The organism is Bradyrhizobium sp. USDA 4369, assembly GCF_054056435.1.
The window spans coordinates 6,669,369-6,692,421 of record NZ_JBSRYH010000001.1 but is presented as its reverse complement, the minus strand read 5'-3'; the positions used below and the strand labels follow the sequence as shown (position 1 = coordinate 6,692,421).

General features: G+C 62.8%; 19 protein-coding genes and 1 pseudogene. 9 read left to right on the top strand and 11 right to left on the bottom strand.

Annotation, left to right across the window (positions count from 1 at the left end; all coding sequences use genetic code 11):
- Positions 1-73: 73 nt before the first annotated feature.
- Positions 74-550 carry an Lrp/AsnC family transcriptional regulator gene (locus ACVIJ6_RS30350; protein ID WP_456775715.1) on the bottom strand — a complete coding sequence of 159 codons (477 nt, stop codon included), beginning with the start codon at positions 548-550 and terminating at the stop codon, positions 74-76.
- A 145-nt stretch (positions 551-695) separates the two neighbouring features.
- Here ACVIJ6_RS30350 and ACVIJ6_RS30345 point away from each other — a divergent pair, with 145 nt between their 5' ends.
- Both ACVIJ6_RS30345 and ACVIJ6_RS30340 read left to right on the top strand, forming a co-directional pair.
- Entirely contained in the window at positions 696-1,715 is a 1,020-nt protein-coding gene (locus tag ACVIJ6_RS30345; protein WP_012044191.1) for a 1-aminocyclopropane-1-carboxylate deaminase, read from the top strand.
- A gap of 95 nt (positions 1,716-1,810) precedes the next feature.
- Positions 1,811-2,554 (top strand): hypothetical protein, encoded by a 744-nt coding sequence (locus ACVIJ6_RS30340; protein ID WP_456775714.1) that lies wholly within the window; start codon positions 1,811-1,813, stop codon positions 2,552-2,554.
- 25 nt (positions 2,555-2,579) lie between these two features.
- Here the strand turns inward: ACVIJ6_RS30340 and ACVIJ6_RS30335 are convergent, their stop codons facing one another.
- From ACVIJ6_RS30335 to ACVIJ6_RS30295, 9 genes are all read right to left on the bottom strand, one after another.
- A complete protein-coding gene (locus ACVIJ6_RS30335; RefSeq protein ID WP_456775713.1) occupies positions 2,580-3,050 on the bottom strand; it encodes a PaaI family thioesterase in 471 nt (156 codons plus the stop codon).
- 11 nt (positions 3,051-3,061) lie between these two features.
- Positions 3,062-3,640: a bifunctional transcriptional activator/DNA repair enzyme AdaA gene (locus ACVIJ6_RS30330; RefSeq protein WP_456775712.1), complete on the bottom strand. Its 579-nt coding sequence runs from the start codon at positions 3,638-3,640 to the stop codon at positions 3,062-3,064.
- 90 nt (positions 3,641-3,730) lie between these two features.
- Positions 3,731-4,522 (bottom strand): transporter substrate-binding domain-containing protein, encoded by a 792-nt coding sequence (locus tag ACVIJ6_RS30325; RefSeq protein ID WP_456775711.1) that lies wholly within the window; start codon positions 4,520-4,522, stop codon positions 3,731-3,733.
- A 177-nt stretch (positions 4,523-4,699) separates the two neighbouring features.
- A complete protein-coding gene (locus ACVIJ6_RS30320; protein WP_456775710.1) occupies positions 4,700-5,095 on the bottom strand; it encodes a hypothetical protein in 396 nt (131 codons plus the stop codon).
- A gap of 207 nt (positions 5,096-5,302) precedes the next feature.
- Positions 5,303-6,301, bottom strand: coding sequence for a hydroxyacid dehydrogenase (locus tag ACVIJ6_RS30315; protein WP_456775709.1), 999 nt, complete (start codon positions 6,299-6,301; stop codon positions 5,303-5,305).
- A gap of 28 nt (positions 6,302-6,329) precedes the next feature.
- Complete coding sequence (locus ACVIJ6_RS30310; protein ID WP_456775708.1) at positions 6,330-7,430, bottom strand: ABC transporter ATP-binding protein; 1,101 nt, start codon at positions 7,428-7,430, stop codon at positions 6,330-6,332.
- A 17-nt stretch (positions 7,431-7,447) separates the two neighbouring features.
- Complete coding sequence (locus tag ACVIJ6_RS30305; RefSeq protein ID WP_012044183.1) at positions 7,448-8,359, bottom strand: carbohydrate ABC transporter permease; 912 nt, start codon at positions 8,357-8,359, stop codon at positions 7,448-7,450.
- Positions 8,359-9,297 carry a carbohydrate ABC transporter permease gene (locus tag ACVIJ6_RS30300; protein ID WP_012044182.1) on the bottom strand — a complete coding sequence of 313 codons (939 nt, stop codon included), beginning with the start codon at positions 9,295-9,297 and terminating at the stop codon, positions 8,359-8,361. The genes ACVIJ6_RS30305 and ACVIJ6_RS30300 overlap by 1 nt, the downstream gene beginning before the upstream one ends.
- Before the next feature lie 115 nt (positions 9,298-9,412).
- Positions 9,413-10,753, bottom strand: coding sequence for an ABC transporter substrate-binding protein (locus ACVIJ6_RS30295; RefSeq protein WP_456775707.1), 1,341 nt, complete (start codon positions 10,751-10,753; stop codon positions 9,413-9,415).
- A 410-nt stretch (positions 10,754-11,163) separates the two neighbouring features.
- Between ACVIJ6_RS30295 and ACVIJ6_RS30290 the strand changes: the two genes are divergently transcribed.
- Together ACVIJ6_RS30290 and ACVIJ6_RS30285 are read left to right on the top strand one after the other, a co-directional pair.
- Positions 11,164-11,910: a Spy/CpxP family protein refolding chaperone gene (locus ACVIJ6_RS30290; protein ID WP_456775706.1), complete on the top strand. Its 747-nt coding sequence runs from the start codon at positions 11,164-11,166 to the stop codon at positions 11,908-11,910.
- 1,695 nt (positions 11,911-13,605) lie between these two features.
- Positions 13,606-14,328: a helix-turn-helix transcriptional regulator gene (locus ACVIJ6_RS30285; protein WP_456775705.1), complete on the top strand. Its 723-nt coding sequence runs from the start codon at positions 13,606-13,608 to the stop codon at positions 14,326-14,328.
- A 176-nt stretch (positions 14,329-14,504) separates the two neighbouring features.
- Here the strand turns inward: ACVIJ6_RS30285 and ACVIJ6_RS30280 are convergent.
- A pseudogene (locus ACVIJ6_RS30280) lies at positions 14,505-14,639 on the bottom strand (IS3 family transposase); the annotation flags it as partial.
- A 347-nt stretch (positions 14,640-14,986) separates the two neighbouring features.
- Here ACVIJ6_RS30280 and ACVIJ6_RS30275 point away from each other — a divergent pair.
- The 5 genes from ACVIJ6_RS30275 to ACVIJ6_RS30255 all read left to right on the top strand — a co-directional run bounded on the left by ACVIJ6_RS30275 (position 14,987) and on the right by ACVIJ6_RS30255 (position 23,053).
- Positions 14,987-15,589: an acyl-homoserine-lactone synthase gene (locus ACVIJ6_RS30275; RefSeq protein ID WP_456775704.1), complete on the top strand. Its 603-nt coding sequence runs from the start codon at positions 14,987-14,989 to the stop codon at positions 15,587-15,589.
- Positions 15,590-15,640: 51 nt separating this feature from the next.
- Positions 15,641-15,850 (top strand): MbtH family protein, encoded by a 210-nt coding sequence (locus ACVIJ6_RS30270; RefSeq protein WP_456775703.1) that lies wholly within the window; start codon positions 15,641-15,643, stop codon positions 15,848-15,850.
- A 110-nt stretch (positions 15,851-15,960) separates the two neighbouring features.
- Positions 15,961-20,208: an amino acid adenylation domain-containing protein gene (locus ACVIJ6_RS30265; protein ID WP_456777112.1), complete on the top strand. Its 4,248-nt coding sequence runs from the start codon at positions 15,961-15,963 to the stop codon at positions 20,206-20,208.
- A 41-nt stretch (positions 20,209-20,249) separates the two neighbouring features.
- Positions 20,250-21,671, top strand: coding sequence for a glycosyltransferase (locus ACVIJ6_RS30260; RefSeq protein WP_456775702.1), 1,422 nt, complete (start codon positions 20,250-20,252; stop codon positions 21,669-21,671).
- A 170-nt stretch (positions 21,672-21,841) separates the two neighbouring features.
- On the top strand, positions 21,842-23,053 hold the full coding sequence (locus tag ACVIJ6_RS30255; protein ID WP_456775701.1) for an efflux RND transporter periplasmic adaptor subunit: 1,212 nt from the start codon (positions 21,842-21,844) through the stop codon (positions 23,051-23,053).

The following is a 23,053-nucleotide window of genomic DNA, read 5'->3' as shown; positions in this document are numbered from 1 at the left end:
CGTTGCTGAGGTGAGCGAGCTCACGCGCTGGTAAGTCGCCGGTGTGGCGGCCTCGGTTCAATCCGCACGCCGCTCAGAAATCGAGCGGCGCATTGTCGACCACCTCCTTCATCACGAAGAAGGTGCGGGTCTGGCGCACGCCGGGCAATGAGATCAGCTGATCGCCGTGCATGCGGTTGAAGTCCTGCATGTCGCGGACGCGGATCTTCAGGAAGAAGTCGAAATCGCCCGCGACCAGATGGCAGTCGAGCACGAATTTCAGCTTGCGGATCGCGGCCTCGAAGGTGCGAAAACTCTCCGGCGTCGAGCGGTCGAGCACGACGCCGACCAGCACCAGCGCGCTGCGCTCGACCTTCTCGGGCGCGATCTGCGCGCGCACGCTTCTGATGTAGCCGTCCTCGAACAGGCGCTGGGTGCGGCGATGGCAGGTCGCCGGGCTGACATGGACCGCGGCGGCCAGCTCGGCATTGCTCATGCGGCCGTCCTTCTGCAGCAGCTGCAGAATGCGACGGTCGACTCGATCGAGATCGGGTTCGGAAGGTTCTTTCATCAATCGACGATCCGGTGAGAGTAAATTTCGCCATTGTGGCTCAGCTTTGACGTAAGCACGAAAGCAGCGGCCAATAAAGAGAGCACCTTTCTCAGGCTTTCTCGTATGTTTCCGTCGCCCATTCATCCATCCACGGAGAGATCCCGTGCTTCGGCTCGACAAGTTCAAGAAGTATCCGCTCACCTTCGGCGCGACCCCGATCGAGCATCTCCCGCGCCTGACGGCGGCGCTCGGCGGCAAGGTGCAGATCTATGCCAAGCGCGACGACTGCAATTCCGGCCTCGCGATGGGCGGCAACAAGCTGCGCAAGCTCGAATACATCGTGCCCGACGCGATCGAGTCGAATGCCGACACGCTGGTCTCGATCGGCGGCGTCCAGTCCAACCACACCCGCATGGTGGCGGCGACCGCGGCCAAGATCGGCATGAAGTGCGTGGTGGTGCAGGAGAGCTGGGTGCCGCACGAGGACGCGGTCTACGACCGCGTCGGCAACATCCTGATGACGCGCCTGATGGGCGCCGACAGCCGCATCGTGCCCGACGGTTTCGACATCGGCATCCGCAAGAGCTGGGAAGACGCGATCCAGTCGGTGAAGGATGCTGGCGGCAAGCCCTACGGTATCCCGGCCGGCGCCTCGGTGCACAAGTTCGGCGGCCTCGGCTATGTCGGCTTCGCCGAAGAGGTGAGAGCGCAGGAAGCCGAGATGGGAATCAAGTTCGACTACATCATCGTCTGCGTCGTCACCGGCTCGACCCAGGCCGGCATGATCGTCGGCTTCGCCGCCGACGGCCGCGCCGACCGCGTCATCGGCATCGACGCCTCCGGCACACCGGAGCAGACCCGCACCCAGGTGCGGCAGATCGTCGACAACACCGCCGAGCTCGTCGAGCTCGGCCGCAAGGTGCGCGACGACGAGATCGTCATCCTCGAAGACTACGCCTATCCGGCCTATGGCGTGCCGAGCGCCGAGACCAACGAGGCCATCCGCTTGGCCGCCCGCACCGAGGCGATGATCACCGACCCGGTCTACGAGGGCAAGTCGATGCAGGGCATGATCGATCTGGTCAAGAAGGGCTACTTCCCGGAGGGCTCGAAGGTGCTCTACGCCCATCTCGGCGGCGCCCCCGCGATCAACGGCTACAGCTACACATATCGCAACGGCTGAGGGCCGTTCGAGCTGCGACGGATCCTTCGGGGTGAGCCGGGCTTCCGCAACACATTCCGCTGCCGTCCCGGCCTTGAGCCGGGACGGCAGACGGCTTGTGTGATGAACTCGGCCAGGCCAGCGCCTCGAATCCCTTCAAACGTGTCGAGAAGGAGCATTCTTCCTTAAACAAGATTTGTCAGCTGTTTCGGCAGATTGAGCTTTTGGAGGACGATCCCGGCATGACGCGCCGCTTCCTTGCCATCGCATTCATCTGTCTGGCATCGTCGTGGGCGGCTTGGCGGCTGGGTTATTTGAGGTTCGCCGTTGAGTTCGTCGTCGTCGCGGTCATTATGCACGTGCTCACTCGGATCCAACGAGGCAAGGCGCCGGCCGAGGCGGGCGAGTGGAAGATCCTCCGGGTCGGCTTGATGGAACGGCTTGCCATCGGCCTCGGTACAGTCCTGACACTGCTGTTTGCGTATATCTTCTTCTTCGTCGGCTCCGCAAGGCACGACGCCGACCAGCAAATGTTGATGCTCAGACTGCTGCTCGTCGCCTTTACGCTGATGACCGCCTACGCCTCGTACCTGGCGCTCATGGTCACAATCCGGTGGGACGCGCGGCAGATCGAGCAAGAGTCCTCCTTGTTCGGCAAGCGCTCGGTTCAGTTTGCGGACATTGTTCAGTTGTCCCCACTGCGCTGGGCGGACATGCTGCGGATCACTTCGATCGACGGCACCCGAATCTACGTTCCCCTCTACAGGAATGGTGCTGACATGCTTTTGGACGAGCTGACGGCCAAGCTCGGGCTGAGCCATGGAAACAGCCCCGACATAAATCGGACGACGGACCGCTGACTGAGGCAGATCAATGATCGGCTCGTCACGCCTGGAAGATCAGGCAGGTGGTCGTGCCGTGGGCGAGCAGGCGGCCGCCTGCGTCGGTGATCCGGCCCTCGGCGGTGCCGACGCGACGACCGCAGGTGAGGACGTTCCCCTCGGCGCGGAGCACTCCCGTTGCCGGCGTGATCGGCCGGAGCAGCGAGATCTTGAACTCGAGGGTGGTCTGAGCCACGCCCTTCTCGAGCATCGACCAGATCGCCAGGCCCATGCAGCTATCGAGCAGCGTTGCTGACAGGCCGCCGTGCACGGTGCCGGCGGGATTGAGATGGGCCTCCGTGGGCATCGCGGTCACGACGACCCGTCCTTTCGACGCCGCGGTGACGTCATAGCCAAGCGTGCGCGCGATCGTGTTGAGCGGCAGCGTCCCGTCTGCGAGACCCTCGACGAATTCGAGGCCGCTCATCTCCTTGCGCCTGGCGTCGTCGACCGTCCCGTAGTGTCGGTTCGACATGTCCGATCCCTTTATTGTTGCTGCATCGATCTTGGCTTGCGCGGGCGCAGCCTCGACGGCGGCCAACCGTAGAGAGCGACAAATGTCGCGCTCATGCGGCGCGCACTGGAGAAACCGGCGCAGCGCGCGATGCGCGAAACCGGAAGATCGGTCTCATCGAGCATGCGCTTGGCGCGTTGGACGCGCAGCGATTGCGCGATCTGCGTCGGCGATGCGTCGAGATGCGCCGCGAATAGGCGCGCCAGATGACGCGCAGACATCCCGAGTCGATCCGCCAGCGCATCGATGCCGTCATGGTCGAGCGCACCGGCCTCGATCAGGGTCAACGCCCGTTCTACGGTGCTCTGGGTTCCCTTCCAGGCCGGACAGAACGGCGCGGTCTCGGGCCGGCAGCGCAGGCAGGGGCGATAGCCGGCGCCTTCGGCCGCTGCAGCGCTCCGGTAGAACAGGACGTTACGCGCCAGCGGCGTTCGCACCCGACAGACGGGCCGACAATAGACGCCGGTCGTTCTGACAGCGACGAAGATGCGGCCGTCGAGCGCTGGGTCGCGACGACAAAAGGCTCGGTAGAGGGCTGCAGGGTCTTGCATGAAAGGCGGTGTACCCCGATCGGCTGCTGGTCGTGAGCGCAGGCCGATGATGAGGTCCGAAAACGACCGCTGCAGCCGGCTGCCTTTGCCTCAGTCGAACCAGTTCTTATAGATCGTCTGATAGCTGCCGTTCTCCGTCGAGATATGCAGCCACTGATCGACGAACGCCTTGAGGGCGACGTCGCGCTGCAGCCAATAGGCCTTCTCGGAGAAGTCGAACGGCTTGTCGGGGTGGACGGCGCAGAGCACGCCGGGATGCAGCTTCTGCTGGTAGCGCGTCTCGGAGGCGTCGGTCATCATCAGGTCGGCATCGCCCTTGGCGATCTCCTCGAAGATGGTGACGTTGTCATTGTGGACGCGGATGTCCGCCGCCTTGACGTTGGCGCGGGCAAAGCGCTCATTGGTGCCGCCGGGATTGACGATGACACGGGTGCCCGGCTTGTCGATGTCGGACAGCGTCTGGTACTTTGAGGTGTCGCTGCAGCGGGCGATCGGAGTCTTGCCCTCGCGCATGATCGGCGTCGAAAACAAGCCCTTCTTCTGGCGGTCGAGGGTGATCGACACCCCGCCCATCGCGACGTCGAACTTGTCGGCCTCGAAATCCTTCATCAACTGCGGCCAGCTGGTCGGCACGAACTCCACCTTCACGCCGAGCGCCTTGCCGAGCGCCTCGGCCATGTCGACGTCGAAGCCGGAGAACTTGCCGGTGGCCTTGTCGAGATAGGTGAAAGGCTTGTAGTCGCCGGTCATGCCGACCCGAAGGCTTCCCCGCTGCATGATCTCGTCGAGGCGCGAGGCCTGCTCAGCCAGCGCGTCGCTGGCGACTCCACACAACAGCGCAATCCCGGTCAGGGTCGCGATCGTCCGGTCGAAAAATCCCATATCGAGGCACCTCGGTTCGTTTGGCCGGCCTCTTCTTAGCGGAGGTCGGCACGCGCGACGAGGGGGGCGGACAGGCAGTCGTCAGGAGGCCGGCCTGCGGGGGCAGGGGCAGGGCGCTGGCTGTTTGAGAACTCCGCGATGGGGTGTTCGGATCGACAGGCAGGCCGGCTGCTGCGTCTAGCGTGATCCCGTTGGAGCGACAGGGCTGGCCGGGCTCCTGCCTGTCATCTCGTTCTTCAGCGCCTCGAAGCGTTCTTCTGCCTCCCGCGCGCGGGCATCGACCAGCTTGATGGCGGCTTCGGCGCTCAGCGGGCCGCTGCTCACGGCGATCGAAGCGGGCCCGACCGTTTCGTCGACATAATAGCCGTCCTCACCGCGCCGCACCGTCCAGCGGAAGCGGATGGCGGAAATCGGACCTGGACCGAGCTTGGTGTAGCCATCGGCCTGTCCGAACGGCACCACCGTCGCGCCAGCCTGCTTCGGCGACACTGGCTTGTCGGCCTGCCTGGCGGTTTCCTGCTGATCCAGAATGCTCGCTATTGTTGCGAGCGCGTGCTCCGTCGCAACACTCATGACCGCCTCTGTTCCTACTGGCGCGCGCCGTGGCTGGCACCAATAGTCATAGTTGTAGCGGCGTTCGGGCAAGATGCAAGAAATGCGTTGAAAATGGGGCGAGAATGCGGTGGACGGACGCCAGTCCTCAGCCTGTCAGCCGCAGGGCTCCTGACGCCGTCCCGCCTGTGAGGCGGGACGATCCCGCGATCATCACCGCTTGAGCGTCTACAGCACGTCCTGATTGATCACGTTCTGCCGGATCGGATCGCCATCCAGCACGCTGAGGATATTGCGCGCGGTCTGCTCGCTCATGCGATCGACGGCTTCGCGGGTGACGCCGGCGACGTGGGGCGCCATGATCACGTTGGGCAGCGCATGCAGCGCATGCCCGACCGGCGGCGGCTCCTGCTCGAACACGTCGAGACCGGCGCCGGCCAGCCGGCCGGACGAGAGCGCGTCGTACAGCGCGGCCTCGTCGACCAGGCCGCCGCGCGCGGTGTTGATCAGGTAGGCGGTGGGCTTCATCAGCCTGAGACGGGCGGCATTGAACAGGCCGATCGTCTCCGGCGTCTTCGGGCAGTGGATGCTGACGAAGTCGGCGCGCGGCAACGCGGCGTCGAGATCGGCGACCGGCTCGCAGCCGGCAGCGGTAATCTCGGCTACGGGCTTGTAGGGATCATAGACCAGGACCTGCATCTCCATTGCCTGGCAGCGCTTGGCGGTCCGGATGCCGATGCGACCGAATCCGATGATCAGCACGGTCTTGCCGTAGAGATCGAACGGCAGCACGCCGAGCCGGCTACCCCAGGTGCCGTCTCTGACCATCGCATGCATCTCGTTGGCGCGCTTGGCGAGCGTCAGCATCATGAACAGAGCCTGCTCAGCGACCGAGGGCGAGTTCGCGGTGCCCGCCACCATCAGCGGCACCTTGTGCTTCGACAGCGCGGGAACGTCGACAGCGTCGAAGCCGACGCCGATGCGGGTCACGACCTTCATGTCGCCGGCCGCCAGCAGCTCCGGCTCGCCGAAGCGGGTGGCGCCGAGCGCGACACCGTGGACGGGCGCATGGGACTTGAGCAGCACAGAGAAATCCGCCGCCGAGATCATGTTGGGGAACTCGATCATCTCGACATCGTCGCGCGCCGCGAGCAGTGCGCGGCCCTTGGCCGAAAAGGATTCCGTGACGAGGATCTTGTTCTTGTTGGTTGCCGTCCTGGTGGTCATGTCCTGCCCTTGAAGCTTCTTGTGCTCGTCAGATCACGAGCCCGGTCGCCTCATTTAACAGGTGCATGTTGTTGAGGTCCATTGCCATGCGCAGAGGGCTGCCATCCCGCGCGCCGGCATTGGGACTGACCCGACCGCAAACCGGTGTCTCGTTCAGGCCGAAGTAGACCAGGGTTTCCATGCCCATCGGCTCGGTGACGTCGAGCATGGCCTCGAAGGGCTCGACTCCGGGCTCGGCATGCGGCTTGGTCTCGGTGATATGCTCCGGCCGGATGCCGAGCAGCAGCCGGTCATTCCGCGACACGGATTGATAGCGTGCAGCGCGCAGCGGCGGCAGCGGGAAGGCGATGCGGTCGGTGAGCCGCAAATGGAGCCGGCCATCGGCCTCCTCGAGCCGGCATGGCAGGAAGTTCATCGCGGGCGAGCCGATGAAGCCGGCGACGAAGCGCGTGGCGGGATTATGATACAGCTCGTTCGGTGTGCCGATCTGCTCGATGCGACCCTTATTCATGACAACGACGCGGTCCGCGAGGGTCATCGCTTCGACCTGGTCGTGGGTGACGTAGACCGTGGTGGTGCGGACCTTCTGGTGGACCTTCTTGATCTCGATGCGCATCTGCACGCGCAGCTTGGCGTCGAGATTGGACAGCGGCTCGTCGAACAGGAACACTTTCGGATTGCGCACGATGGCGCGGCCCATCGCCACCCGCTGGCGCTGGCCGCCGGACAGCTGCTTCGGCTTGCGGTCGACGAGGTCTGCAATGTCGAGCATGCGCGCGGCCTCCGCCACGCGGCTCTTGATCTCGGCCTTTGGGTAATGTTTGAGCCGCAGCCCGAACGACATGTTCTCGGCTACCGTCATGTGCGGATAGAGCGCGTAGTTCTGGAACACCATCGCGATGTCGCGATCCTTCGGCGGCACGTCGTTGACGACATCGCCGCCGATGGTGATGTCGCCGTCGGAGATGTCCTCCAGTCCTGCGATCATCCGCAACGTCGTCGACTTGCCGCAACCGGATGGGCCGACCAGCACGACGAATTCGTGGTCGGCGATGTCGAGATCGATGCCCCTGACCGCCTCGACGTCGTCGTAACGTTTCACGACCTTGCGCAAGCTCACTTCAGCCATGTGTGGTCAACCCCTCATCAGCCTTTGGTCGCGCCGGCCGTCAGTCCGGCGATGTAGTAGTCCATCAGGAATGCGTAGATGATCAACGGCGGCGCGGCGCCGAGCAGCGCGCCGGTCATGATCTGCCCCCAGTTGAAGACGTCACCCTTGATCAGCGTGGTGACGATGCCAACCGGCAGCACCAGCTGGTCGGCCGAGGTCGTGAACACCAGCGGATACAGGAACTGCGCCCAGGATACGGTGAAGGCGAAGATCGTCGCGGCGATCAGGCCGGGCAGGGCGACCGGGATGAAGATGCGCGTCAAGGTCTGCAGCCAGGAGGCGCCGTCGATGATCGCGGCCTCGTCGAGCTCCTTCGGGATCGAGGCGAAATAGCCGATCATGATCCAGGTGCAGAACGGCACCGTCAGCGTCGGATAGATGAACAGCAGCACGTACCAGCGGTTGATCAGCTGAATGCCGGTGACGTCGCCGATCAGCGCGAACATCTTGAACAGCGGAATGAACAGCAGGCTGTCCGGGATCAGATAGGTCAGGAACACGCCGGTGGCGAGCGTCGCCGAGCCCCAGAACTTCATCCGTGACAGCGCGAACGCGGCGGGGATGCTGATCAGCATGGTGATGATCACGACGATGATCGAGACCATGGCCGAGTTGAAGAAGAAGCGCAGAAACTGGTTCGAGGTCAAAAGCCCGGCATAGTTCTCCAGGGTCGGATGGAACACCCACCACGGATTGGTCGCGGCGGAGATCTCCGCGCTGCCCTTCAATGAAGTGATCAGCATATAAAGCGGCGGCACCAGCGAGAAGATCGCAAACAGCGTCAGGAAGAAATACGACCAGCGCAGCGCCCAGGCGCGGTCGCGGCTCATCGAGCCGTATTTGACGGTGCGGGTCGGGCCGGCCTTGTCGACGGTCATCGTGCTCATCAGGACTCGTTCCCCCGCTTGGAGACATCGCGCAGGATGAAGATCGCGGCCACCGCCAGGATCGGCACCATGAATAGCGAGACGCTGGCACCGAGCGGGATATCGCTGCCCTCGATACCGACGCGGAACGCCCAGGTCGCGAAGATGTGCGTCTTGTCGAGCGGGCCCCCGGCGGTGAGGATGCGGACGATGTCGAAATTCGCGAACGTCACGATCAGCGAGAACAGCGTGGTGATGGCGATGATGTTGCGCATCATCGGCAGTGTCACGAACCAGATCCGTTGCCACCAATTGGCGCCATCGATGGCGGCGGCCTCGTAGAGTTGCTCCGGCACCGACTTCAGCGCCGCCAGATACATGATCATGAAGAACGGCGCGCCGTACCAGACATTGACCAGGATCACCGAGAACCGTGCCCAGGCGGCGTCGCCGGTCCACGGGATCGGACCGATGCCGAAGAACGCGAGCGTATAGTTGAAGGCGCTGTAGGACGGGTCGAACAGCCACAGCCAGGCGAGCGTGCTCATCGCCGGCGGGATCACCCAGGGCACCAGCAGCATGCCGCGCCATTTGCGCTGCCCCTTGGCCGGGATATTGTGCACGAAATGCGCGACGATGAAGCCGATCAGGGCTTTGAACACCACTGCCGTGATCGCGAAGATGCAGGACTGCTTGACGACCAGCCAGAACGTGTCGCGCTTGAAAAGGAACTCGAAATTGCCGAAGCCGACGAAGCGCTGCATCGACTTGTTCAGGGTCGCCAGATGCACCGAATAGGCCGCGGGATACACGACGAGCAGCGTGATCAGCAGGATCAGCGGCAGGGTCAGCAGGAAGGCGACGGTCGATTTTCGCTTCAGCGCATGGCGGAGACCTCTGCGGGTGGCGGCCCTGCGCGGGCGGGCAACGGTGTCTTCGCCGATCGCGGCATCAACCATGAGAACAGGCTCCTCGTGAGACTCCCGGCAGGCCGGGCTTCACTGGGCGGGCAAGAAAATGCGCGGAGGGAGGCGGCCCGCGCGATGCGGACCGCCGGATTTGAGAGAGGGCCGCTCAGCTGCGCATGAAGCCTTCGCACTCGCCCTCGGCCCAGGCGAGCGTCGTTTCCATCTTCTCGCCCTGGGCATAACGCAGGCACATCTTGGTCATCGTCGCCTGCGCGTAGATCTGCTGCGCGATCTTGGGCGGAGCAGGGGAGGCCGCGATCGACAGCGTCTGGTGATTAAAGGGATTGGGGTAGTGATAGAGCGTCCCTTTTGGCGGTCCCTGCTCCTGCCAGACCTTGAGCGTGGTCAGCTTCTCATAGGCTGGCAGGTCATAGCCGCCGCTGGCGACCACCATCTTCTCGATCGAGGCCGGCTTGGACAGATGGACGATCAGACTCTTGGCGGCCTCCTTGTTCTTGGAGAACGACCAGACGCTCCAGAAGTAGGGCAGGAATGGCGCGAAGCGGCCCTTCGGTCCGGCCGGGAAGCCGTGGGTCCAGCACTGCTCGGCGATCTGCGGCGCGTCGCGCTTGGCCACCGCCCAGGCGCTCGGCGGATTCATGATCATGGCGCCCTTGCCCGACACCAGCCATTTGTTGTTCGAGGCGTCGTCCCATGAGGCGACATCCGGCGGCAGCGCCGCGATCAGCCGCTTGTAGAATTCGAGCGCCTGGCGGACGGCGTCGGTCTTCACGGTGACATCGCCCTTGGCATTGACCAGTTCGGCCCCGAACGCCTGGAAAAAGGCGCCCGCGGAATCGACGCTGTCGGTGGTCTCGCCGAGGCCGATGCCGAAGGGAACGCCGGCCTTCTGGCAGGCTTCCGCCGCCTTCAGGAACGTCTCTGTCGTCCAACTGTCCGCTTTCGGCGGGCTGCCGGCCGGGTAGAGCTCCTGCACGTCGATCCCGGCGTGCTTCTTCATCAGGTCGATGCGGGTGCAGGGCCCCTTGATCTGGCTGCCGACGCAGGCGGGTACCGCCAGCCATTTGCCGCCCGATTGCCCCAGATATTTGACGGTGCCGTTCACCTCGCCGTTTTCCTGGATGATCGGCCCCATGATGTCGTTGACCGGTTCGAGCAGCTCGGCATGGGCATGCGGCCACCAGGTCGGCATCGCGATCAGATCGTGTCCCGATTTCGCCGCGGCTTCCGCGGCGATGGTCAGCTCGATCTTCTTGCCCTGGCTGGTGATGTAGTCGATCGACACCTCGACCTTTTCCTTGGCGGCCCACTCATTGACGAGGTCGGTCGAAGCCTGATTGGCGCCGGGAACCCAGTGGTCCCAGAATCCCATCGAGAGCTTGCCTGCGGCATAGGCGCCGCGAACATAGGGGGCGGCGATCATGACCGCGGAACTGGCGGCGGTCGCAGCAACGAATTGTCGGCGGTTCAGCTTCCTCCGTGACATGGCGTTCCCTCCCTGGTGAGCCAAGCATGCGGTTGATGGCGAATCCGTCTTGTTAGTTATTGCGTCGCATCATGCGCGCACGGATTTCGCTTGAGTGCAATCAGAGCAGAATTGCACGCCACTGTCGAGAAAGCAGGTGAGGCGAACCCTTGAACTAATGGCGGGTACGCGGTGCTGTGGCAGCGTGTCGCGACCGCGGTGCAGCGATCGGCCGCTGCAATGCAAATCAAGCTGACCGTGGCTTTCACGGCGGAGGTCTTGCGGGAGCGCGAGGCTAACCGCATGCGGACATGGACTTGCGCGCTGCGGCAACGCTACACTGAGCAGGAATCACAGCGCCCACGCACTGACGTCGGCTCCGTCCGGTCAGGCCCTGTTGTGCGGAGCCTTCACTGATGATTGTGAAACTGATGATCACGAAGCAACCGGCCAGCCGGCGGCGCCCGTTGCTGTGCATTGCGGCAGGAGTCGGAGTGGTGCTGGCGGGGCTTGTCGGCCTGCCGCGTCAGGTTGACGCGCAAGGCCTGTTCAAGGGCATGGAGCAGGGGGCTCGCGAAGGCAACAAGGCTGCCGGTCCGGTTGGCGGCGTGCTGGGCGGCGCGATCGGCGGGGTCGTCGGCGTGGTCACCGGCGTTACCGGGGTGCTCACCGGAAATGAGGCGCAGCCCAACCCGCGCAGCGCAGCTCCGCCGGAGGGCAACCCGCCGGCGGAAGCCAAAAAGGGCAAGTCATCCAAAGTCACCAAGCCCAGCAAGCTTGCCAAGGCCGCGCCGATTCTGACGCAACAAGCTGCGCCGCAACTGACCGCCGAGCAGATCGTCGCCAACAGCGACAGCAATGTCGAGCGTCTGAAGGCCGGTCTCAACCTCACCGCAGAGCAGGAAAAGAACTGGGCACCGTTCGCCAATGCGATGCACGCTCTCGGCCGCAACGGCGCCGATCGCTTGAACCTGCGCATCGCGCGGTCGAAACGAGATCCGCCGGATGACATCGTCGAGCAGATGCGCAATGAGGCGCAGTTCCTGGTCGATCGCGCCGCCGACCAGCGCGCGGTGTCCGACGCGGCGGAGCCGCTCTTCACCAGCCTGGATGATAAGCAGAAGCAGATGTTCATCGATGAGATGGTCCGTCTCAGCCACGAGCGTGGGCTGGACTGAGATCGCTACCGAGCAACTCGCGCACTTTATCGTCGGCGCCATCGAGACGAGATGCGAGCTCGATTCAGCGAGCATGATATGTCGGATCCCTTCAGGCATACTTGCTCGCGGCGTCAACGTGCCCGACAGCACCTGCCGGCCGGAGCAGCAGCAGTCCGAATGCGGCAAGGTCCCTGCCTGCGTTGCGAGACAGATCCCGAAGCGGGTCGTGGCAAAGAGATAGCGGCTACTTCCCGCAAGCAACAGCAGCCAGGCTCCCTCGATCGGCACACCGAGCAGGCCGTGAATGACCAGGGATCAGCGACAGCGTCGAGGTTGCCAGAACCACGATGCCCATGGATCAGATCTGCTCAACATGATTTCGAGCGACGTGCAGCCAATTGAATCAGTCCCCATTATCCTCCGTCACACAGATGGGATTGAAGCAAGGGACAATCATTCGCCGATGTGCTGATTATATCCCCGAGACCCGCCAGCATCGATGTTGTTAACGGTCAGCAGCTCATTGGCCTGTCGTGATGCTGAATCGCATCACATTGCGTAGTTCGGCGAGACGTCCGGCCTCTCCCAGCGAACCGTGCACGTCGTCGGTAGAAGCGTGGACGAACTGAGATGGTCTGGCGGATAGGGGATTGTTGTCGAGATCGCGGTGCGTGGGCGCGAGCAGGGCGAGCGTGCTTCCAACACTTGTTTGAAAACCGCATCTGTGCTGGCGAACGATCTGTCGACGGCTGCCATGCCGATAGGCGAACAGATGTTCGATCTGCGCTTGATGACGACGAGGCGATGAGGCATCAGCCTCGCGGAGGTCGGCATTCTCAACGCGTAGCTGGGATGCTCGGCAAGCGAGGTCTAATTACCAGCATAAGTTGTCTACGACAACGGCCTTGACGCCAAGATCAAGACCAAGTCTGCCGACAGACCGCCGAGCTGAAAAATCCTGGTCCGTCATGACACAGAATGTGCCTGCTCAGTGGTCCCCATGCGCATGCTCGAAGGGAGAGACTCTCGAGCTGCGCTACGGATTGTTCTGGTGCGTCTTAGACAAACTGACTCACCTGCTCATCGTCAATCGATTGCAGGATCTTGATCATCCCATTCGGTCATCGCTCAAGATGCGGGGTCCGATAGACGATCACTCGATAAATATAGCCTGCTGGTGCTTGGGAGTTACACAGCCATGAGCGGCTCGCGAGGATACTCATAGTTGCCCACGGGTCGCTGCAGACAGCTCGATGCCTATGTGACGTCCGCAGATTGGACATTTTTGGCGGACACTCATGGCCACAACTAAGACCGGTCCTCCAATGGGTGTTCCAAATGTGACCGTCGCGCGATTTTGATTGGCGACCTCTGAACGCGTCGCTCTACTATCAACTTCTGGGCATCACTCCGTGAGCTCAGCGTGAGTTCTGCAAACGCTTCGGAGTCGTCTGATGGCGTGGACGTAAAGCTTGGAGGGTTTTTTTGCAACCTAGGGTAGTTTGCCGAATGCCGTGAACGTGGAGGCAATTCTTCCGGACGGCTCTCAAAATTCAGTAAGTAACCAACGGTCAGTAGGCACGATGATCTTCACCGCCAATGCAATGGTCCAACGGCAATATCGCCAAGAGGGACCAGAAGTGTCGCCACATCACGCAAATCGGTCATGGATCAGCTCGAAGAAGGGCGAGGCTGTCGTGGGTAGGGGGGCGCATGAGGATATTTGAACAATTCGTTCAGAATCTCCCGACATGCGACAATACGCATGAAATTGAGAATCTCTTGCGACAAACCTTGGAGCACTATGGCTTCCCATGCTTTGCCTATCTCAGTTTCACGCCGCGCGGCGACGAAGATGACGCGCTGGCAATCACGACCTATCCGAGTGCCTGGGTGGAGCAGTACCGTGCAAATCGGTACGACAGGATCGATCCGGTGATCGCCCGCTCGGTTGCAACGACGCTTCCCTTTGCGTGGTCAACTGATCGATTCGATACGCTAACCAATAGGCAGAAGTGGTTCTTGGAAGAGGCCAACGAGTTCGAGATTCGACATGGTGTCACGATTCCGATCCATGATCGTCAGGGCAAGGTTGCAACGCTCACCCTCGCTGCTTGCGACTCCCGTTCGGCGTTCGAAGCCCGAATCGGGAGATACCGCCATCAGCTGCATCTCATTGCGATCTACCTCTATGCGCGATTGCGGGACGTAACGCCGACGCCCGCGTCGCCACTTCGCCCATGCCTGACTCAACGCGAGAGGATCTGCCTGCAATGGGCCGCTCGCGGAAAGAGCGCTTTAGATACGGCGGAAATCATCAACGTCAGCCGGCGAACGGTTGTGTTTCACACCCAGAACGCCAAGCGCAAGCTCGGAGTGGCGACCGTACAACAGGCGGTCGCCAAGGGACTGGCGTACGACATCATCGGCATGTAGCCATCCGCCGTGCAGTCTAAGGTGCCGTGACCTGAGAGTAGCGGCACCTGCGCTTGCCGATGTGTGTCTGGTAGGTGTGTCTTGGAGACCGGGTCCTGGTCTACTCGCTCTCCTTGGCGCGCCAGACCACCATAGGGCTGCAGATGGCCGGCTGCCTCCAGTAGGCTGGAGCCCGTGCTGGTGAACTTGGCTGTCCTGGCGCTGTCGAAGATTAGCGGCTTGCCGAACCGCGACAGCGCGTCCTCCACGGCGTCAGCGCAGAACGCCACATCCACCGTATTGGACAGGCGCCAACTCAGCACGGCGCGGCTCGCCGCAATCGATCGCAGGCATCAGATAAGCAAGCGGCGCCCCATCCAGAAGCTGCTTCTTCGAGGCACGATCTGGTTGAGGTGCGCCTCGTAGCATAGCGCCAGATCTGCCACGCTCACTTATTCGGGTAACGCCCCCAAAGTCGATCTTCGCCGTCAGCGCCGTGTCGATCGTCCGTCTCGTCTTCTTAGTTGTCGTCAGCTCCGTCTACCGAACGGAACGATTCAACGACACTGAGACCGAGTTTAGGGCAGTCGCAGAACACAGGATACCTGCAAAGGTAGACAGCTCGAGTTGATGTTGCTGCCGGGTATTGTCCAGCCTAACGGACGGGACGGGGACCCAGATGCTTCGAATTGTCACGAAAGACAATGCAGGACGCCATATCAGCAGTTTGTATCAAATGCATTGTCTTCGGAAGACGGTCTTCAAAGACCGACTTGGTTGGGACGTCACCGTAAGCGGCGAACTTGAGGTCGACAAATATGACGCCTTGTGGCCCCGCTATCTGCTCTCGATGGACAGACACGATATCCTGAACGGTTGCGTCCGCCTTCTGCCGACGACCGGTCCGAATATGCTTCGCGATATCTTCCCGTCGCTTGTGACCAGGGCGGCCGTACCTTGCGGAGGACGCGTATGGGAAGCCAGCCGATTTGCGGTGAGCGGAAACACCGCCGCTACTGACTCGGGCATATCACGAACGACCTACGATCTGCTGATCGGTGTTCTGAAAGTCAGCCTGTCGAACGACATAAGCACAATCGCCTGCGTCGTCGATGTGGGGATGGAGCGAGTCCTGCGGCGGTCCGGCTGGCGACTCGAGCGCCTCGGTCCCGCGCGTCGGATCGGCGACACCATCGCCATGGCTGGACAGCTTCACGTGTCCACACAAACCCTTCGACGGCTTGAAGCACGTTTGGGCGTCGCGCACGCGGCTGCAGCCTGATCGTCAGCATCCAACTGAGTGCAATCCCTAGTCGAGATCGGAGCACGAGAATTGAGCAATCCCTTCGACGATCAGGGCGGCAGCTTCGTCGTCCTGCTCAATGACCAAGGACAACATTCGCTGTGGCCCGCAGCAGCGGAGATTCCGGCCGGCTGGTCCGCGGTTTGCGCACAGAACAGCCGCCAGGCCTGCATCGACTACATCGACAGGAACTGGACGGACATGCTTCCGAGAGCCAGCGGTGAGAACCGCACGGCATAGCCGCAGAATCGATATTCGAACATTCTCTTAACTCATACATCGGTGGGGAAGCCGTGAACGCGATCAACGAGTTTTCACAGGTGTTGCCACTTTCCGCGGCTCAGACGGGCATGTGGTTTGCGCAGAAATTCAGCTCGTCGGATTCGATATTCAATCTTGCGGAGTCCATAGAAATCCACGGACCGATTGATCCCGTGTTGTTCGAGGCGGCCTTGCGGCAGGCCGGAATGGAAGCGGAAACCGTGCGGGTGCGGTTCATCGAGCAGCGTGACGGAATCCGTCAGACGATCTCCCGCACATTGAATACGACCTTTCCGTTCATCGATGTCAGCTCCGAACCTGACCCGCGGGCGGCGGCTGAAAGCTGGATGATGGCCGAGTTGACTCGGCCGGTCGATCTGCTGACAGGGCCGCTTTGGACCTGCGCCCTGTTCAAGGCCGCGGCGGATCACTACTTCTGGTATCATCGCAGCCACCATATCGTCATGGACGGTTTCACCGGCGGGCTCTTCGCCCGGCGCGTCGCCGAGATCTACACGGCGCTCGCCGAGGGACGCTCTCCCGGGCAAAGTACGTTCGGCCCGTTGGCACTTCTGCTTGAGGAAGAGACCGCGTATCGAACCTCCGAACGATTTGCCCGCGACCGCGAACATTGGCTGAAGCAGTTCGCCGATCGGCCGGTTCCGTTCAGTCTCGCCGATCAGCGGCGGCAGAATGTCGGTGGCCTTCTGCGTCAGACAATTCATCTCTCTGCTGAAAGTGTGGAGGCACTGCGCGCAACGGCGCGAGCCAGCGGCGCAAGTCTTCCACAGATCATAATTGCTGCGACCGCAGCCTATCTGTATCGCGTAACCGGTATCGACGATCTGGTCATTGGCCTGCCGGTGACAGCCCGGCCCAAGGGACAACTGCGGCGTGTTCCCGGCATGGTTGCCAACGCCGTGCCGCTACGTTTGGCCATGAGTGCGGGCATGAGCGCGACGGCGCTCATTCGCGATGTGGGGAGGCGAGTCCGCGAAGCGATTCGACACCAGTGCTACAGATACGAGGACCTCAGGCGGGACCTCAACTTGCTGTCCACGAACGGGCACCTTTTTACGACCGTCATCAATATCGAGCCGTTCGACTACGATCTCTGCTTCGGCGGCCATTCCGCAACGACGCACAATCTGTGCAATGGCTCGGGCGACGACCTTGCGATTTTCGTCTATGACCGCGGCGATGGGAAAGGGCTTCGAATTGATTTCGATGCCAATCCCGCTCTTTACACCTCGCAGGAGCTGGCCTGTCATCAGCAGCGTCTCGTGAGATTTGTCGAGGCGATCGCACAGGATCCCAGTCGGCCGATTGGCGCAATTGACATTCTCGATGCGGCGGAGCGGCGTCGGGTGCTGGTGGAGTGGAACGACACGGTGCGCGCGGCGCCGCCCACGACATTGCCGTCGCTGATCGAGGCTCAGGTCGCGCGGCGCGGTGACGCCACCGCGCTGGTGTGCGAGGATGCCACGCTCAGCTACGCTGTCCTCAATGCTCGCGCCAACCGGCTCGCGCATCTGCTGATCGCGCAAGGCGCTGGTCCCGAGCAGATCGTCGCCCTTGCCCTGCCGCGCTCGGCCGAACTGATCGTTGGCCTGCTCGCCATCGTCAAGAGCGGCGCCGCCTATCTGCCGCTCGATCCGGACTATCCGGCGGACCGCCTGGCCTTTATGCTCGCAGACGCCAAGCCGGTATGCCTCATCACCAGCAACGCCGTTGCCGAGCGCCTGCCTGAGGCGGGCCGGCGCCTGCTGCTCGATCATCCCGACACCGTCGGCCTGCTTGTCGGCCAGCCCGACACCAACCCGCGCGACCAGGATCGCACCGCGCCGCTGACTCCGGTCAACTCCGCCTACGTCATCTACACCTCGGGTTCGACCGGAGTCCCAAAAGGCGTCGTCGTCTCGCATATCGGCATCACGAGCCTTGTCGAAGCCCAGATCGAGCGGCTCGGCATCACGCCTGACTCGCGCGTCCTGCAATTCTCCTCGTCGAGCTTCGACGCTTCGATCATGGAAGTGCTGATGGCGTTGCCCGCTGGAGCCGCGCTGGTCGTTCCGCAGGCTGGGCTCATTGCCGGCGAGATACTTGCCGATACGCTGACCCGCTCCGCCGTCAGCCACGCCCTGATTCCGCCGGCGGTTCTCGCCGGCATCCCGACCTATCGGCTTGAGCAATTGCGCACCCTGATCGTTGGCGGCGATGCCTGTTCGCCCGATCTGGTCGCGCGCTGGTCGGAAGGGCGGCGGATGATCAACGCCTATGGACCGACCGAAACGACGATCTGCGCCACGATGAGCACGCCGCTCTCGGGCGCGGAGAATCCGCCGATTGGACGTCCGATCTGGAATACGCGGGTCTATGTCCTGGACGATGGCTTGCAGCCTGTGCCGGTCGGAGTGGCGGGCGAGCTGTATATCGCCGGCAGCGGTCTGGCGCGCGGCTACCTCAACCGTCCGGGCCTGACCGCCGAGCGTTTCGTCGCCGATCCGTTCGGTCCGCCGGGCAGCCGCATGTACCGCACCGGCGACCGTGCGCGCTGGCGGCCGGAAGGCACGCTGCATTTTCTTGGCCGTGCCGACCATCAGGTCAAGATCCGCGGTTTCCGGATCGAGCCCGGCGAGATCGAGGCCACGCTCGGTCAGCATGAGAGCGTCGCCCGGGCCGCCGTCGTCGCTCGCGAAGACCGTGCCGGCGATAAGCGCCTCGTCGGCTATGTCGTCCCCGCTGCTGGTCATGCACCGCATGCAACGATGCTGCGCCAACATCTTATGCGCACCCTGCCGGACTACATGGTTCCCGCGGCGTTCGTCGTGCTCGACGCGCTGCCACTCACACCCAACGGCAAGCTCGATCGCAACGCTTTGCCTGCTCCCGACCACCAGCCCGTGACCGAATACGCCCCGCCGCGGACAGCACAGGAAGAGAAACTCTGCGCTCTATTCGCCGAGACCCTCGGGCTTGAGCGCGTCGGCATCCATGATAACTTCTTCGATCTCGGCGGCCATTCGCTGCTCGTGACGCATCTGGTCTCGAAAATCCGTGCTGATTTTGGAGTCGAGCTGCCGTTTGCGACGCTGTTTGAAGTTTCGACCATCGCCGGGCTCGCTGAACGGCTCGACCTCAATGGACCTTCGGAGGGGGCGCTGGACTTGTCGCGCGACATTCTCCTGCCGGCGCACATCAGGCTGACCGGCGGGCGCGCGCCGCAGAAGCCCAAACGCATTTTCCTGACCGGAGCGACCGGCTTTGTCGGCAGTCATCTTCTCTCCGCGCTGATCCAGGAGACGGATGCGCATATCGTCTGCCACGTCCGCGCGGCTGATCGGCAATCGGGCGAAGCCCGCTTGCGGCAGGCGCTCGATAAGCGAAAGCTTTCGGTGTGCGGGGACGGACATCGTATCGAGGTTCTGACCGGAAATCTCGGACATCCGGCGCTCGGACTCGATGAAAGGGGAATTCGCGTTGTGCGCGACGAGTGCGAGGCGATCTATCATTGCGGCGCGAACGTCGATTTCCTTCGTCATTATGCTGCGCTCAAGCCCGCCAATGTCGACAGCGTCCTGACGCTGCTCGATTGGACCGCGAGTGGACGACCAAAGCGGCTGCACTATGTTTCCACCCTTGCGGTGATCGACAAGTTTCAGGCCGGGCCGGTGTCGGAGCTCACTGATCTGACTTCGTGGCAGGGTCTTACGAGCGGGTATGGCCAGAGCAAATGGGTCGGCGACACGCTCGTCCGGCAGGCGCAGCTTCGCGGCCTGCCGGTGGCGATCTATCGCCTGAGCAGCGTCACCGGCGATCGCGCGAATGGCATCTGCAACGAAACGGACCTGATGTGGCGCCTTGTCCGGCTTTATGCGGAACTTGGCGCAATTCCGGACCTGGACTTCAGGCTGAACATGACGCCGGCCGATGACGTCGCGCGAGCGATCGTCCGACTCGCGGGCAGCGAAGCGTCCTGGGGCAGTGTCTATCATCTCATGAACAGCCAACCAATTGAAGCACGCGAGGTCCCAAGCATCTTCCGCCGGCTCGGCGTTCCGATCGAAATCGTGCCGCTGGATCGATGGATCGAGATCGGACGACGGCGGCTGGCCGAAACACAGGACAATGATCTGGCAGCCATCCTGTCGATCCTGTCAAAAGAGGACACGTCGCGATCGCACCCGGAAGTGACCTCGGACCTCACCCAGCAACAAATGGCGGCGGTGGGCGCGCCGATCGGTCCGGTCAGCGCGGCCCTTCTCGATCGATATTTTGGCAATCTGCGGCTTGCAGAAACCGTGCCTGATGTTCGGTTGCCGGAAACAGCGGAATGAGCGGCGATCGGTTGATGGGTTAGGACAGGGGAGAGCACAACATGGCGCGATTTCTCATTGCGGCTACGGCGCTAGCTGGTCACGTCTTTCCTTTGTTGGCCGTGTCCCAACTCCTCGTCAGCCGGGGCCACGAGGTCGTCGTCAATACCGGGAGCCTGTTCAAGGAGCGGGTGGAGGCGACCGGCGCACGATTCGTCGCGTTTCGCCCGGAAATCGACCTCGATTATCGCAAACTCGACGAGCACTTTCCCGAACGCCGCAAGATTGCAACTGGTCCCGCGCTGCTCTCCTTCGGATTGAAGCACATCTTTGCGGATGCAATACCGCATCAGGCCGCCGGAATACGCGATTTGCAGCGCGAGTTTCCGTTCGATGCGATCATCACCGATACGATGTTCTGCGGGACCTTTCCGCTGCTGCTCGGCCCGCCGGAAAAAAGAGTCCCGATCATCGGGCTCGGGATCACGGCGCTCGCCTTGTCGAGCGAGGACACCGCATTCTTCGGCACCGCGCTCCCGCCATCCATCACGCCGGCCGATCGCGCCCGCAATGCTGCGATGAACAGCCACCTGCAACAAGTGATCTTCGGCTCGGTGCAACAATATTTCAACGACACCCTCGTGAAGATCGGAGCGCGCCCTCTGCCGGCGTTCCTGTTCGATAGCATGATCACGCTGCCGGATCTGTATTTGCAGCTGACGGCCAGGGAGTTCGAATATCCGCGGAGCACGATGCCAAGCAGCATCCGCTTCGTCGGCCCGCTGCTGCCGCCGCCATCGACCGGATTCCGCCCGCCGCCTTGGTGGGACGAGATCGACAATTCCGGCCCGATCGTGCTGGTCACTCAAGGCACGCTCGCAAACGAGGATCTTGGCCAGCTTGTCGGGCCAGCGCTGACGGGTCTGGCGAATGAGGACCTGACGGTGATCGCATGCACCGGCGGTCCGCCAGCCGAATCGATCCCGGTGGTGTTGCCACCCAATGCGAAGGCGGCGACATTCCTGCCGTTCGACCGCGTGCTCCCGAAGGCGAGCGTCATGGTGACCAATGGCGGTTATGGCGGCGTCAATCACGCGCTCAGTCTCGGTGTGCCGTTGGTCGTTGCCGGGAACAGCGAGGAAAAACCGGAAATTGCTGCGCGCGTGGCGTGGGCGGGCGCCGGCATCAATCTCGGGACCGGGCGGCCCTCCGCCTCGCAGATTCGCGAGGCGGTCCGCGCCGTGCTCACCACGCCGCAATACCGACAGCGTGCGCAGGCGCTGCGCGCCGCATTCGCCGGCCACAACGCTCGTAACGAGATTGCGGAACGGGTCGAACAGCTCGCGGCCGCCGGGTTGATGGCCAGTGCTCAAGGAAATCCACGTCGCAGATTCGACTTTGTCGCTACTCCGGCGGAGGCTGCCAGCCGCCGGACGATCGACGTGGACGCTGGTTTGATGCGCGAGTCGTCGAGAACGGGTTGATCCGCCGCGACCCTCGAATGGTGCTACGTACTCATCTCCGAACGCAGCCGATCGCGGATGCTGATCGTCGGCTGTCGGCTTCGGACGTCATGCCGACTGTGCAGTCGGATCCAAAGGAAGGTCGTCGGGTGAAAACGCCGCTGTTGAGGTTCGCTTGGATCGCCTTCCCAATGCTCGCCGTGACAGTCTGCGTCGCCATCTTCGCTGTGATTGGTGCGGGGCGCCAGCAGGTCGAAGCGGTCGCAACGCAGATCTCCGATCCGCGACATGGCGCAGCCGAGCGTCCGGGTGCGGCACCGATCGCGACGACGCTCGCCCGCGCCGAACGGCATTCGATCACCGAGACGCTCGCGGTAACCGGATCGCTCGTGGCCCGCGAGGAGAATGTTGTTGGTGCGGAGGTCGACGGGTTGCGCATCATCGAGCTGCTGGCCGACGTCGGCGACCGCGTCGAAGCAGGGCAGGTGCTCGCTCGCCTCGACGGCACGATGCTCCGGACACAGCTTGCGCAGAACACCGCGATGATCGCGATCGCCCAGGCGTCGGTCGCGCAGATGCAGGCCTCGATGGCGGAGATGCAAGCCAACGAAGCCGAAGCGGCCGACGCGTTGAATCGCACGCTGACCTTGAACTCCACCGGCACGATATCTCCAGCGCAACTCCTGACGCGTGAGACCCAGGCCAAGGTCGCCGCGGCAAAGTCCACCGCTGCTGCGGAGAATTTGCGCATGGCCAAGGCCGAGGAGGCGTTTGCGGAGGCGCAACGTGGTGAGATCGAGCTGAAGATCGCGCGGACCGAACTCAAGGCGCCGGCTGCGGGGATCATCTCGCACCGCGCCGCTCGCCTCGGCGCGGTGACCGGCACGGCGGGCGAACCTCTGTTCCGCCTCATACGTAACGGTCAGATCGAATTCGATGCCGAGGTTCCGGAAACCGTGCTGCCGCAGATCGAGCCAGGCCAGGACGTGGAAGTTTGGCTGCCCGGCGTCAGCCAGTCGATCAGCGGCCAGGTGCGGCTGGTCGATCCCACTGTCGACAAAGCGAGCCGTCTCGGTCGCGTCGCGGTCGCGCTCTCGCCCCATGCGGCCATGAGGGCCGGTGTTTTCGCCCGCGGCAGCATTACGCTCGGCAAGCGACAAGCCGTCACCGTGCCGTTGTCCGCCGTCAGCTTCAGCAAGAATGGCAGCTATGTTCAGCTCGCGACCAATGATGTCGTCGAACTCCGCAATGTCCAAACCGGACTCCAACGCGGCACAAGCGTCGAAATCGTAAGCGGGCTGATGGAAGGCCAGGAGGTCGTCGTTCGAGCCGCCGCTTTCGTCAGGCCAGGCGACCGGATCCTGCCGGTCCGCAGTGATGCCGGACCTGCGGGAGAAGACTGA